The organism is Mycoplasma leonicaptivi ATCC 49890, from assembly GCF_000622205.1.
In the GTDB taxonomy this organism is placed as follows: Bacteria; Bacillota_I; Bacilli_A; order Mycoplasmatales; family Metamycoplasmataceae; genus Mycoplasmopsis; species Mycoplasmopsis leonicaptivi.
Genome location: NZ_KK211410.1, coordinates 25,112 through 40,282 on the forward strand (window position 1 = coordinate 25,112; position 15,171 = coordinate 40,282).

11 protein-coding genes are annotated in these 15,171 nt (G+C 26.6%); 4 read left to right on the forward strand and 7 right to left on the reverse strand.

Translation table 4 applies throughout. From position 1 onward, the window contains the following. Nucleotides 1-201: 201 nt before the first annotated feature. From BU00_RS0104095 to BU00_RS0104120, 6 genes are all read right to left on the reverse strand, one after another. The gene (locus tag BU00_RS0104095) at nt 202-2,106 is read right to left on the reverse strand and encodes a M13 family metallopeptidase (protein ID WP_027121576.1); all 1,905 of its coding nucleotides are present in this window, start codon (nt 2,104-2,106) and stop codon (nt 202-204) included. Nucleotides 2,107-2,113: 7 nt separating this feature from the next. Next, nucleotides 2,114-3,925 (reverse strand): translation elongation factor 4, encoded by a 1,812-nt coding sequence (gene lepA, locus BU00_RS0104100; RefSeq protein WP_027121577.1) that lies wholly within the window; start codon nt 3,923-3,925, stop codon nt 2,114-2,116. 62 nt (nt 3,926-3,987) lie between these two features. Continuing rightward, on the reverse strand, nt 3,988-4,512 hold the full coding sequence (locus BU00_RS04820) for a PTS sugar transporter subunit IIA (protein ID WP_051521875.1): 525 nt from the start codon (nt 4,510-4,512) through the stop codon (nt 3,988-3,990). A 16-nt stretch (nt 4,513-4,528) separates the two neighbouring features. Then, nucleotides 4,529-5,506, reverse strand: a complete 978-nt coding sequence (pfkA, locus tag BU00_RS0104110) for a 6-phosphofructokinase (protein WP_027121578.1) — start codon at nt 5,504-5,506, stop codon at nt 4,529-4,531. A 25-nt stretch (nt 5,507-5,531) separates the two neighbouring features. After that, nucleotides 5,532-6,365, reverse strand: a complete 834-nt coding sequence (locus BU00_RS0104115) for a bifunctional 5,10-methylenetetrahydrofolate dehydrogenase/5,10-methenyltetrahydrofolate cyclohydrolase (protein ID WP_027121579.1) — start codon at nt 6,363-6,365, stop codon at nt 5,532-5,534. After that, nucleotides 6,353-8,845: a valine--tRNA ligase gene (locus BU00_RS0104120; protein WP_027121580.1), complete on the reverse strand. Its 2,493-nt coding sequence runs from the start codon at nt 8,843-8,845 to the stop codon at nt 6,353-6,355. Before BU00_RS0104120 ends, BU00_RS0104115 begins: the two co-directional genes overlap by 13 nt. A 315-nt stretch (nt 8,846-9,160) precedes the next feature. On the opposite strand from BU00_RS0104120, the gene deoD reads away from it, so the two are divergent. The 4 genes from deoD (at nt 9,161) to BU00_RS0104140 (ending at nt 14,346) form a co-directional block, all read left to right on the forward strand. Then, on the forward strand, nt 9,161-9,868 hold the full coding sequence (gene deoD / locus BU00_RS0104125; protein WP_027121581.1) for a purine-nucleoside phosphorylase: 708 nt from the start codon (nt 9,161-9,163) through the stop codon (nt 9,866-9,868). A gap of 1 nt (nt 9,869) precedes the next feature. After that, nucleotides 9,870-11,165, forward strand: coding sequence for a thymidine phosphorylase (locus tag BU00_RS0104130; RefSeq protein WP_027121582.1), 1,296 nt, complete (start codon nt 9,870-9,872; stop codon nt 11,163-11,165). Nucleotides 11,166-11,182: 17 nt separating this feature from the next. Continuing rightward, entirely contained in the window at nt 11,183-11,845 is a 663-nt protein-coding gene (deoC, locus tag BU00_RS0104135; RefSeq protein WP_027121583.1) for a deoxyribose-phosphate aldolase, read from the forward strand. Nucleotides 11,846-12,015: 170 nt separating this feature from the next. Next, nucleotides 12,016-14,346 carry a putative immunoglobulin-blocking virulence protein gene (locus tag BU00_RS0104140; protein WP_051521876.1) on the forward strand — a complete coding sequence of 777 codons (2,331 nt, stop codon included), beginning with the start codon at nt 12,016-12,018 and terminating at the stop codon, nt 14,344-14,346. Nucleotides 14,347-14,858: 512 nt separating this feature from the next. On the opposite strand, the gene BU00_RS04825 is transcribed toward BU00_RS0104140, so the two are convergent. After that, on the reverse strand, nt 14,859-15,171 hold a 313-nt coding region (locus BU00_RS04825), incomplete at its 5' end, for an integrase core domain-containing protein (protein ID WP_211246805.1).

A 15,171-nucleotide genomic window follows, 5' to 3' on the forward strand; every position in this document is an offset into this window, starting at 1 on the left:
TTTAAAGCACCTTGTATTCCTGTACTCTTATATTCTTCATATATTTTGTAAAATTCTTCTGCTTTTAAATGTTTTGACATATTTCTCCTTTTTTTGATTTTTTTGAGGGGGTATACCCCCTCAAAGGTGTTAAAAAAGCTAACATTATCATGTTAACTTTTTTGTCCACCTTTATAAAACATAGATTTTTTCTTTAAATAATTATCATATTTTTACACGTTTTGATGGCTGCACAAACATTTTATCATTTTCTGTGATTTCAAATGTTTCATTAAATAAATTATTGTTTGATAAAATTACATTAGCTCTTATTTTAGCTGGTGAGTGAACATCAGAATCTAATTGTCTTTTTGCTGCACCTTCTTTATAAATTGAACGTCAAATAGTTGCTCAATTAATAAAGAATTCTTTTGCATCAAAATCTTTTTCTTTTTGTGCAGCTTCTAGAGCACATTCAAAACCACCTAAATCAGCTATATTTTCAGAAACTGTTAATTTTCCATTAACTTTTCCAAATTCTGTTTCTTGACCATCAAATAAATCAATAACACCTTGTGTTCTTTTTTGAAATTCTTGTCTATCTGAATCTGTTCATCAATTATTTAATTGACCTTTTTCATCAAATTGTGCTCCATTGTTATCAAAACCGTGTGAAATTTCATGCGCTATAACAGCACCTATTCCACCATAATTTGCCGCTCTTGATTGTTTTATATCATAAAATGGATATGCTAAAATTGCTGCAGGAAAAACAATATGGTTCTTAATTGGATTATAATAAGCATTAATCACAGCAGGAGACATACTTCAATATCTTTTATCTTCTGATTTATGATAAAGACTTAATATATATTCAGTTATTTCTTTTTGGAATAACTTCACATTTGTAAATAAAGTACCACCTTCTTTATAATCTTTTACAATAAAATTATCATAGTATGGTCTTATAATTTCAGGATAACCTACCATAACATCAAAAGTAGAAAGTTTTAAAAGTGCTTTTTCAATGGTTTGTTTTGATAATCAAGTATTTTCTTGAAGTCTTGCTTTATATACATTAATCATACTTTGAACCATATCTTCAACATCTTTTTTAGCTTTTTCTCCAAAAAATGTATTTGCATAATACATTCCTAATGGCATATTAAAGAATTTATTAGTTAAATCGTATGCATAGTTATCGAGATCTCTAGTTTTTTGTATTGAATAAACAGCGTTTCTGAATTTAGCTGCTTTTTGTCTAATTTCTTCACTTAAATATGGTGTGACATCAAGTAAGTTTTTGATAAACAACATTGCTTTATAATTATTAAAATTAGCTTCACAAAAAATTTCATCAAATTTTTCATATGCTTTTAAATTTTGAACAGAGGCTTCTGTAACTTTTTGTTTAATTATGTTATCAAGTATTTCTGGTATTTTAAGTCATTTAGAATAATTTAACTCATCTCTTTCTTTTAAATTATATTGGGCAACATAATCAGCATTTTCGACTGATGATTTAACAAAATCCTTATAAAAGTCATCGAATTTAATAGCGCTTGTTATAAGTTCTTGTGTCTCTTTTTCGTTTTTACCATAGTCAATAAGTAAATCAAAAACCATTTCAGATCAAACCTTTAATAATTTATTTTTTTCTTTTTCTTGTGTATATGTTTCTTTTGAAGGTAATATTGTAGACAATTCGCCTAATCATACAATTCTTTTTGTATTATCTATGAAGTCTTCATAAACAGAAAAATCAAGTGGTAAATATGAATATTCTAAAAATTCATCTCTTGATAGTTTAGCAATATCTGAAAAGGATTTAAAAGATTCTATTTTTTGTAAATGTTCTTTTACTGGTGTTCAACCTAATTCTTTACGTTTTGAATTATCTAAAACCATTTGATAAAATTTGACCATATTTTTTAATTGATTGTTATTAGGGATTTTTGAAAAATCTTTACTTCAATCATTTAATGTTTGTTTTAATAATTTTTCAAGCGCTAAATCAAGTTCTACAAAAGAACCAATTGATGATCTATCATCAGGGATTTTTGCCTCACTTAATCATTTTTTATTAACTTCTGCAAAAAAGTCTTGTTTTAATAAATTTTTATCCATAATTCTCCTATTTTGTTTTTGGGTCAATATTTGTTTTTAATATTGATAAAAATGCTTCTTGAGGAACTTCAATGCTTCCTAATTTTTTCATTCTTTTTTTACCCTCTTTTTGTTTTTTGAGTAATTTTTGACGCCTTGTAACATCACCACCATATAATTTAGCAGTAACATCTTTACGGTATGCTTTGATTGTTTCACGAGCTATTATTTTACCACCAATTGTTGCTTGAACTGGTACTTCAAAGTTTTGTCTTGGTATTGCTTCTTTTAATTTTTCGCATAATTCTCTTGCTGATTCATATGCTCTATCTCTATGAGAAATGATAGAAAAAGCATCGACTTTATCACCATTTAATAAAATATCTACTTTTACTAAGTCACTTTCACGATATCCTATTCATTCATATTCGAATGAAGCATACCCTTTTGTGCTTGATTTTAATCTATCAAAAAAGTCTAAAATTGTTTCTGCTAATGGTAATTCATAAACAACCAATGAACGTTTATTATCAATCATATCAAGATTTTTATAAATCCCTCTTTTTGATTGACATAATTCCATAACATTACCTATATATTCATTAGGTATAAAAATCTTAGCTTCAACATATGGTTCTTCAATTTTTTCAATAAATGTTCTATCAGGTAATAAAGTAGGATTTGCTATTAATTCTACTTCACCTTTTGTGGTTGTTACACGATACTCAACAGAAGGCGAAGTAGCAATTATACCTACTTTATATTCTCTATCAAGTCTTTCTTGTAAAATTTCCATATGAAGCAAACCTAAAAAACCAACTCTAAATCCAAAACCAAGTGCTTTTGAAGTTTCTTGTTCTCATGTTATAGAGGAATCGCTTAAAGAAATTTTTTCCAAACTTTCTTTTAATAAAGAATAATCTCTTGTATCAACAGGATAAAATCCGGTAAAAACAACAGGTTTCATTTTTTTATAACCAGGTAGCGCTTCATTTGTAGGGTTTTCTTGTAAGGTAATAGTATCACCAACATTAACTTCTTTTGCATCTCTTATAGCTGCTGAAACCCAACCAACTTCACCCGCTTCTAAAAAATCTTTTTTAGTTTCATTTGGATTTCTCACCCCTAATTCTATAACGTGATAGTTATTTTGCTCATCGTTTCTAGACATAAATTTAAATTTATCACCAGTTTTAAGTTTTCCTTCAAAAATCCGAACAAGCATAACAACACCACGATATGGATCAAAATAACTATCAAAAATTAATGCTTTTAATGGTTTTTGATAATCAGCATTTTTTGGACTCGGAATAAAGTTTACAATAGATTCTAAAAGATTATCAACGCCTAAACCAGTTTTTGCAGAAACTAAAACTGCATTTTCAGTTGAAATACCTATAACATCTTCAATTTCTTTTTTTACACCTTCAACATCAGCTGAAGGTAAGTCTATTTTATTTATTACTGGTATTATTTCTAAATTATTTTCTAGAGCTAAATAAACATTAGCAAGAGTTTGAGCTTCTATTCCTTGTGTTGCATCTACAAGTAATAACGCCCCTTCTGAAGCAGCTAATGAGCGAGAAACTTCATAAGTAAAGTCCACATGACCTGGTGTATCAATTAAATGAAATACATAATCCTTATATTTGATTTGAACAGCATTTAATTTAATTGTAATTCCCCGTTCTTTTTCTAAGTCCATCGAGTCAAGAAATTGTTCTTTTAAATCTCTTGAAGCAACTGTATTAGTAATTTCTAAAATCCTGTCTGCCAAGGTGCTTTTACCATGATCTATATGAGCAATAATTGAAAAATTTTTAATTTTGTTTTTATTCATTTTATCTACCTAATATAAATTTTTATAAATTATAAAAACCATTACATAAGTAATGGAAATTTTTATATTTCTACAGATAATATTTCTGTATCTGAATTAACTTGAATTCCATCTTTTATATCAGGATTTCAATTTATTTTTTTAGTTGAAGTAGGTGTTGGTCAATTTTCGTTTAAAACAACAAACATTATATCAGTGTTTAAATCTGAATCTGTTAATACCTTTAAATCAACCGAAATTAATTTTTGACCTCTTTTAACATTTTCACCTTTTTGTACTAATTGTTTAAAACCTTCTCCGTTAAGTTTAACAGTTTCTACACCGATATGGATAAGTGTTTTTAAACCATTTTCAGAAGTTAAGGTTAATGCGTGTTTACTTGGGAAAATTGTTTCAATTTTAGAATCAAAAGGGGCAAGTACATCAATTATATTTTGATTTTTGTCAATTTCAATTGCATAACCAACACCCATATCTTTATCATAAAAATCTTTTACTAAATTTAATGATTTATATGTACCTTTACAAATAGAGAAAATCTTATTATCTTTTATCTTATTTTTAAAGATTTTTTTAAATAAATTCATATTTACCTTAAAAATATTAATTTACCTGATTTAACTTATTAAATTTAATAAGTTTATCTACAATTTTATCTTTTGATTTATTTTTCATAGAAAGAGCTTCTAAAATAGGAACACCAACTATATCGTTGTTTAAAATACCAATTGATAAACCTGATTTTCCTTGTAATAAAAATTCAACAGCTTTTTGACCTAAAAGAGTAGCTAATATTCTTTCTTGCGCAGAAGGGGTACCACCACGTTGTATGTGATTTAATGGATTTACACGTGTATCTCATTTTGTAGTTTCTTGTACATTTTTTTCTAATTGTTTAATGTCGTAGCATTTTTCTGAAACAACTATAATGATAGAACGTCTATTTTTTTGTTGTGTTAATTCTTTTGCTTTTTGTGCAATTTCTTCATATGAAGGCTGATATTGTGCGGTAGCAATAATTTCAGCACCCGTAGCAATCCCTGAATAAAGTGCTAAATCACCACAACCGTTACCCATTACTTCCACAATCATAATTCTTTTATGACTTTTAGCAGTGTCTCTAATTTGGTCTATTGCTTTAACAATAGTGTTTAATGCTGTATCATAACCAATTGTAAAATCACTTGAAGCTATATCGTTATCAATTGTTCCTGGTAATCCAATAGTTTTTACACCTGCTTCATGTAATAATTGTGCACCTTGATAACTTCCATCTCCACCAATAACAACAAGAGCTTCAATACCTCTGTTTTTTAAATTGTTTATAGCAACGTCCCTAACTTCTTTTTGTTTAAATTCTGGAAATCTTGCAGAATAAATAAATGTTCCACCTTGATTAATGTATGAGTCAAGATCTAATGAATCACATGAAACAATTTGATCATTATATAAACCTTTGTAACCTTCATAAACTAAATATGCTTCTAAACCTGAGGCTTTTGCTTGTTTTGCAATTGCTCTAACAGCATTATTCATTCCTGGTGCATCACCACCAGAAGTTAAAATAGCGATTTTTTTCATAATTCTCCTTGATTATATTAAATTATTATCTAAATATATCTACTAAATTTTTTAATAAACATACAACAGTCATAGGACCAACACCACCTGGAACAGGTGTAATAGCTGAAACTTTATCTTTTACGGAATTAAAATCAACATCACCAGCTATATCACCAGAAATATCATCATCAAGATTAGTACCAACATCAATTACAACAGCACCTTGTTTTAGGTTTTCACCTTTTACAAATTCTCTCGCACCAATAGCAACAATAACAACATCTCCTGTTTCTACACCTTTTAGTCCTGTGCGTTCATTAAAAGTTGCAACATCCACACCAAATTTTTTAATAATATGTGCTAAAGGTTTTCCAACTACATGACTTCTTCCAACTACACAAACTTTAACACCCTCTTTATAATTTATATTATGATAATCCATTAATTCTAAAACTGCTCTTGCTGTTGCAGGAACAAAATATTTTTCTTCACTATCATTATAAAGTTTAAATTCATTTCTTGCTGTTAAACCATCTAAATCTTTTTCAAAAGGAACAGCGTTAAGTATAACTTTTGCTGGAATATGTTCTGGTAATGGTAATTGAACAATGATACCATCTGATTGTTCATTTATTTGATCCAACTTTTTTAATAAATTGTTTTGAGTTATAGATTCTTTAAACTTGTATAAACGACCTTCAATACCTACTTCTTCACATTTTTTCAGTTTATTTTTTATATATTTATTAGAAGCAGGATTGTCTCCTACTTGAATAATAGAAAGAATTGGTTTTCTGATTAATTGAAGTTCTTCTAAATCTTTTTTTAATTTTTCTAATTCTATTTTAGCTAGTGTCTTTCCTTCTAATATTTGCATTCAAACTCCTTTAAATATTTTTCTAGATCTTTTTGATATTGTTCAAGTTTTTTTCTTTCTTCATCTATTTTATGTTTAGGTGCTGATTGAACAAATCTTTCGTTGCTTAAAATTTTCTTAGCACGATCAATTTCGCTTTGAACAAATTTAATCTTTTTAGTTAATTCTTCTTTATTTTTTTCTTTTAATTCATCATCTATTTGTATATAAAGGTTGTTACCATTAATAGAAATTAGTAAATCATTATTTTGAATAATATTTGCATTAGCCATTCTGTTTATCATTTTAAACGCTTCATCGCTTAATGTGTTTTGATAAAAATATCCAATACTTTGTTTTCAAGAAATTTTGTTTTCATCTCTAAATTTTCTTAATTCAGTTGTTATTAAAATAACTTCATCAATATAATTAATATCTTTATAATTCATTAATTTTGGTCATTTTTGTTCTAAAATTTCTTTATTAAAAGTAGATTGATAAATTTTATCTGTTATAAATGGTAAGAATGGGTGAAGAATAATTAAAGTTTTTTCTAATATTTTTAATGCAAATTTTTTATTAGAATTTGATTTAATTAATTCTACATATCAACCACTTAGATCGTTAAAAATATATTTATAAATTTCATTTCCGATAACTGAAAATTCATAAGTTTTCATTAATTTATCAATTTTTTTCTTTAATAAATAAAGTTTATTAAAAATCCATTTATCTGAATCAAACATTTTTGATGAATTGTTAATATTAGGTAATTCATAAATATATTTTGCAATATTTCATAACTTATTATTAACTTTTCAAGCACTTTCAACTTTTTCAACCGAAAATTTTATATCCAAACCAGGAGAAGCATTAGTTATCAAAAATCATCTAAGTGCATCAGAACCATATTTTTCAACCATTTCCATTGGATCAACACCATTATTTAGTGATTTTGACATTTTATTACCATTCGCATCTCTAATTAAACCATGTATTAAAACTTTTTCAAAAGGAACTTTTTCAGTGAAATAAAGTCCAAAAAAGTACATTCTTGCAATTCAAAAGAATATCAAATCACTTCCGGTTACCATTAAAGAAGTTGGATAATATCTCTTTAATAATTTTGTATTATTATTAGGTCAATCCATAAATACAAAAGGTGCTAAACCTGAAGAAAATCAGGTATCTAAAACATCTGAATCTTGTGTTCAATCATCACCTGGTGAAGTGCTTTGAACTTTTATTTCATTTCCTTTATATCAAGCAGGGATTCTGTGACCTCATCATAATTGCCTTGAAATATTTCAATCATGTATATTTTTCATTCAAATCTTTAAATTATTAGCAAATCTTTTTGGAAAAAATTTAACAGACTCTTTTGATTTTAAATTATTTAAAATTAATTTTGCAAAATCTTTCATTTTAACAAATCATTGTGGTAATACTAAAATTTCAACAACACTTTTTGATCTGTCTGAAATCCCAACATTTGATATAACTTTTTCAGATTTGTATATTAAATTATTATCTTTTAAATATTTAGCAATTTCTTTTCTTGCTTGAAATCTTTCTAATTTATCAAAAATAGAATTTGGTGCATTAATAAAACCATTTTTATCAATCGTTTCAATAATTTCTAAATTTAGTTTTTGAATAATTTCAATATCAATTTCTGCATGTGCTGATAATTTCATTAAACCAGTACCAAAATTAATATCTACATATTCATCAGCCAAAATAGGTAAATTCTTTTTAGTTAATGGATGAATAATATGCATTCCTTGATATTTTTTATATTTTTTATCATTAGGATTATAAATAACAGCAACATCACTTAAAAGTGTTTCAGGTCTTACTGTAGCGATTATTAAATCTTCACCTGTTTCAAAAACTTTATATTTAATGTAATACATTTCTTGTTCAGTTGGTTCATTATTTACTTCGATATTTGAAACAGCTGTTTGAAGTTTTATATCTCAATTAACTGCTCTTATTCCTCTATAAATAAATCCTTTTTTATAAAGATCGATAAAAACCTTTTCTACAGCTTTATTTGTTTTTGCATCAAGTGTAAATCTTTCGTTTTCATAATCAAGTGCTAAACCGATTTTTTGCCACTGTTCTCTAAAAATTAATTCATGTTTTTCTTTTCATTCTCAAATTTTTTCAATAAATTTTTCTCTACCTAAATCATGTCGTGTTAAACCTGTTTCTTTATATAAAACATCCTCAACTTTTGATTGTGTAGCTATACCAGCATGATCCATACCAGGTAACCATAAAACATCAAAACCCTTTAATTTTTTGTATCTTATAATGGTGTCAGGTATATATGTATCAAGAGCATGTCCTAAGTGTAATTTACCAGTAACATTAGGAGGTGGTAAAAGTATTGAAAAAGGTTTACTTTTTTCATGGTGTGTCATGAAGTATTTTTTATCTCTTCATTTTTTTTCTATTCCTTCTTCAACAGTTTTGTGATCATAATTTTTAAACATTTTACCTCCTATAATTAATAGTTAAAAATATCATATAAATTATAAATTATTTTTATTATTTTTTATTAATAACTTTTTATTTTTTTGATAAAATAAACCACTTTTTTAATTTTAAATTAAAACAGTATAAAAAAACAAATGTGAAAAATTTTTCATATTTCCATATTTTTTTATACATAAAAATATTTTTATTTTTAATAAGTGCTAAAATTTAAACGATTTATTAAAAACTAGTAAAAATATAAAAAAGATTTTAACTTTTTTATTTTTTATTTAAGCAATATATATTAAAAGTTAAAAAAGGAGAAATTTATAATGACACCACATATACGTGCCAAAAAAGAAGATATAGCAAAAACAGTTATTATGCCAGGAGACCCATTAAGAGCTAAATTTATAGCAGAAAAATTCTTAGACCCTGGTTTTAAACAAGTTAATGATGTAAGAAATATGTTTATGTTTACAGGTACATATAAAGGTAAACCAGTTACAATAGCGGGAAGTGGTATGGGTTGTCCTTCAATAGGTATTTATTCATATGAATTATTTAAATTTTATGATGTAGACAGAATTGTTAGAATTGGTTCTGCAGGATCATACCAAAAAGATCTTGGATTATATGAAGTTGTTTTAGCATCAGAAGCATATGCTGATGGGGATGCTTTTAGAAGATTAGCATTAGGAAGATCAGGAGAAAAAGTAGCTAAACCTTCAAGTGAATTAAATGAAGAAATTATTAAAATAGCAGAAGATCTTAAAATTAAGTTAAATGTAGGTAGAGTTCACTCATCTGATGTATTTTACTCAGCCGTTTCTTTAGAAGAAAGAATTAAAGAAACAGAATCTCTTTGTGTCGAAATGGAATCTTACGCATTATTCACAAATGCAGAAGCAACAGGAAAAAGTGCAGCTTGTTTATTAACAATTAGTGATAATTTAATTACTCATGAAGAAACATCTGCGGATGAACGTCAAACAGCATTTACAAAAATGATGGAGATTGCTTTAAAATTAGCAAAATAATATGCGTGTAGTAGATATTATTGAAAAGAAAAAAAGAAAACAAGAATTAAGTGATGAAGAAATAAAATTCTTAATTTCATCATATGTATCAGGCAATGTTCCAGATTATCAAATGAGTGCATTTTTAATGACTGTTTTATTTAATTCAATGAATTCAAGAGAAATAGCTACAATGACTAAATATATGATGTATTCTGGTGATGTTATTGATCTTTCTGAAATCCCAGGGATTAAAGTAGATAAACACTCAACAGGAGGAATTGGTGATAAAACAACTTTAGCAGTAGCACCGATTGTTGCAGCATGTGGAGCACCAGTTGCAAAAATGAGTGGCCGTGGTTTAGCACAAACAGGTGGAACAATTGATAAACTTGAGTCAATCCCTGGTTTTACTGTTGAATTAAGTGAAAAAGATTTTATCAAACAAGTTAAAGAACATTGAATAGCTGTTATTGGTCAAAGTTCAAAACTAGTTCCAGCAGATAAAAAGCTTTATGCTTTACGCGATGTTACAGCAACCGTTGATTCAATACCATTAATAGCATCATCAATTATGTCTAAAAAATTAGCAACAGGTTCAAATGCAATTTTATTAGATGTAAAATGTGGAAATGGTGCATTTATGAAAGATCTTGAATCTGCTCGAGAATTGGCAAAAACAATGATTTCAATTGGAAAAGAATTACAAGTAGATGTTAGAGCAGAAATTACAAATATGAGCAGACCAATTGGTAGAGAAATTGGTAATAAAAATGAAGTTTTAGAAGCAATCAAAACATTACAAGGTGAAGGACCAGAAGACTTTAATGAACTTGTTTATTCTTCATGTGCAACAATTTTAGAGCAAGCAAAAATTGTAAAAACTCATCAAGAAGGAATTGAAAAAATTCAAGAAGTAATCAAAAATGGTAAAGCGCTTGAAAAATTCTATGAATTTGTTAAATTACAAAATGGTGATGTTGAAGCATTAAAAGCAGATAATTTCTGAAATCCAAAATATCAAATTAAAGTTTTATCAGAAACTGAAGGTTATTTAGAAATTTTTGATAGTTTAACATTTGGTTTGGTTTCTATGAAATTAGGAGCAGGAAGACAAACAAAAGAAGATTCTATTGACAACGAAGCAGGTATTACATTAAACAAAAAAACAAATGAATTTGTTAAAAAAGGTGATATTTTATTTACACTTTCTTCATCAAATCCAATTAATAATGAATTATTAATTGAATTAAAAAATGGTTATAAAGTTAATTCGTTTAAAGTAGAAAATAAAATTATTTTAGATAAATTATCATAATTAAAAAAGAGGTAAAAATGAATTACAACAAAATGATAGATCATACATATTTAAAACCAGAGGCAACAGAAAAAGATATTAATAAGTTAATTTCTGAAGCAATTAAGTATGGTTTTAAAACAGTTTGTGTAAACTCTTCATGAGTAAAATACGTATCTGAAAAACTTAAAAATAGCGATGTTGAAATAACAAGTGTTGTAGGTTTTCCGCTTGGATCAATGATAACACAAGCAAAAGCACAAGAAGCAAAATTAGCAATTGATCATGGTGCTAATGAAATCGATATGGTTATTAACATTGGTCGTTTTAAACAAGGTGATTACGAATATGTTTTAAATGATGTTAAAAAAGTTAAAGAGGCATGTGGTTCTCATGTTTTAAAAGTAATTATAGAAACTGCTCTTTTAAGTGAAGAAGAAATTAAAAAAGCAACAGAAATAGTTATGAAATCAGGTGCTGAATTTATTAAAACTTCAACAGGGTTTAGTTTTAGAGGTGCAAATTTAAAAGATATAGAAATTATGAAAAGTGTTTGCGGAGATTCATTATTAATTAAAGCAGCTGGCGGAATTTCTAATATGGATGATTTAATTGCAATGTATAATGCAGGTGCAACAAGATTTGGTACAAGTCGTTCAGTTTCAATAGTTGAAGGTACTGAATCAAAAGGTGGATATTAAAATATGGCTCGTCCATATTTTTTAATAATTTTATTTTGCTTTTAAAAAATTATTAGAATTTATTTTGACGAAAAAAACTTAAAAATTCCCTTTTTGTTTCATAAATATGCGATTTTTTAATTTTTTAGATGGTGTTATAATTTCAATATAAATTAAAAAAGGAGTTTATTATGAATAAACGTCAAAAATATACTACTATTTTATTAACAGGTACAGCAGTTTTTTCTACTTTATCTGTTTCTTTACCATACCATTTTTCAAACAGTAAAACAAGAAGTTCGCTATTTTTTACAAAAAATAGTGACCAACCGTTATTAATAAACAAGGAAAACTTAGACTTAAATAAAGCTTATGATTCAAGTTCTGATTTTAATATACATGATAAACCAAAAGAATCAAAACCAGAACCCAAACCAGAACCAATTCCACCAGTTAAAGTTCCACCAATTGTAAAACCAAAGCCAATAGAAACCCCAAAACCTCAACCTAAACCACAGGCCAAACCTATTGTAATACCAATTGAAACCCCAAAACCTCAACCAAAACCAGAACCCAAACCACAAGAAACCCCAAAACAAGTTACTGAAAAAATTAAAACAGAAGTTGGCGAAATTGAAGTAACTTACACACCACAACCTCCAAGAATTGAATATAAATCTGATGTTGAAGCAGGAATTACTAATAGAGTACAATATATTGCTCAATTAACTCCTGATGTAAATAGTGTAAAACCAAGTGCTGAAAATATTGCCAAGTCAATTTCAAATGGTAAGCAATCACTCAAAAACTTTAATAAAGGATTTTTTGGTAAAAATGGTGCTGTTACAGAGTTTTTCTTAGATAACTACAAAAGAGTAGGTCATGATGAAACACAAGATTATTTAAACAGAACTCCATCTAATCTAGATTTAATTCTTAAAGTTTGAGACAAATATAGATTATTGATTGAAGCAGGTAATGCAAGACAATATATGACAAATGAAACACAAGCAAATTATGATGAATGATTTAATAAACCAGAAACATTTAAATATATTCCACCTGTAAGAGGTTATGGTGAAGAACAAATTAAAGTAGGTCACTTATGAATTGCTATGAATATTGACCCAGATAAATTTACTGAACTTTCTGATGAACTAAAGAGGGACTTAGATAAAGGTTTTTACATTGATGAAGATAATACTAATGTTTATGTAGATAAAGATGGAAAACTTAAATCTTATGCTGTTTCTCCAATTTTCAATGCTGTTGTATCAGAAATAGAAAGAAATAACTTAGAAAAAAGAGTTTTTGGTTCTAAATCTAAATGAAACAGACATGCTGGTGATATTGAAAATGGGAATTATCCTGGTTGAAATAGAACTGATGTAACTGCTGAAATTGGAAGCAAATATAGTGTTTCAGGCAGTGATGGTTTTAAAATTGAAAGATTAACTAAAACAGCAGATAATCCTTCTAAAACACCAGATGGTTCTTTAATAGTTTCAATTGATGTTGAAAACCCAAAAGGTTATGAAAAATCAATCAACTTTATTAAACAAGCACAAGCAAATGGTGAAAAAATATCAGGTTATAGAATTAAAAATATTGGTAGAGTTGGTGCTACACAAGATTTAAAACAAGTTTTAGCACAATTACCTCAAAAATTACCACTTTTAGAATTATTTTTTGAAAGTTTTAACTCTTCATCATTAATTGCTTTAAAGGGTAAAGAAATTGATGAATTAGGACTTTATACATCGCAAAATTCACTTTCTGATGAATGAGCTATTAATCCTTGATCATTAGATAAGGTTGCTTATGTAAATATGGCTGATTACAATGTTTCAAGTGAATATTCAAAATATGCTAGAATTTTTACAAGAATTACTTTTGATAGTTTAAGATTTGATGAAGAAGACTGAGTTTCTGAAAATGATTTAAATAGAATTAATCTTGGTTTAAGAATGGCTTATTTTGTAAGAAATAATGAAAGAATTTTCCAAGGTGGTTGAGGTGCAGGTTTAAAACCTGATCATGATTCTAATGGAAATTCATACCCATTAGGTCTTGATTTAAGTGGTATTCCACAAGCCAAAGGTCTTAAAAATATGGTCTTTTATGATATAACAAAAGGTCCTTATACAACAAGAAAACTGAAAAGAATTGTGCTTTTTAATGATAGCGAAACATGAGAAACAGATATTGATAATTTGAATCAAGCACAATTTAGCACAATTTTAGATAAACAAGGTTCATTCCCAAGATCAAAAATTTTATTTTCAAACAAAGATAATACAAAATCTATAAAAATTAAGCCAAATGTTCATGGATTAAAATTAAATTCAGAAGGTTTAGCTAATTTATCAACCTTAATTGCTTTTTCTAATGGTGTGCTAAGTAAGACATCAACAAAGATTTTTGTTCCTGTTGGTGAAGAAAATCTTTATAATCAATTATCAGGTCTAGGATATCAAGTACAATATAAAGCAGATGGAGATGACTCTGATGATTTAGCCTAAAATACCCATATTTTGGGTATTTTTATACCTTATACTATATAAAAAAGTTTAAGGTATAAAACTAGGAATATTATTTTTTAATTCTAAAATAACAAAAAATTTTATCAATGACAATATTGAAGATTTAAAAATTATTTTTAATGATTTTATTCAAAATATAAAAAAACACAAGAATTAATTTTAAATTAAAATGTTTAAACAATAAAATATCATAAATATAAGGATGTTTTAATCATAAATTATAAATATGAATTAAAATTACAAAAAATATAATCTAGTTAAAGTTTTGCTTAGTTTTTAAAAGTTATTTATTTAAAATTTATAAATAAATATTAAAAACCAAATTTTAAAAATAAACAATTTTCACCTAAAAAAATTTTTAAATTATTGAATTTGTTAATTTTTATTAAAAATAAATTTTTTATTTTAAATTAACTTTTAATACTGTTTTATAGTAGTTTTCAAAAAAAAAAAAAAAACAAAATCTAAACAGGGACACAGATTTGAAACAATTATAATTTTAAAGCACTTCAAGTTTCTTGAGGTGTTTTTCAATTAAGATTTGATTGAAATCTTTCATTATTATATTTTACAATAAACGATTCAATTAATGATTTTAATTCTTTAAAAGTCATTTCCTTTATTTTGTTTAAATATAAACATTCTGTTTTTAATATCGAAAAGAAATATTCAACTTCTCTATTATCTAAGGAATTACCAACTCTAGACATTGAAATTTTTCCATTAATTTTATCAACTAATTTTTTATACTCTTGTGAAGAATACTGATAACCATGATCTGAGTGTATTATTCAAGGTTTAGTA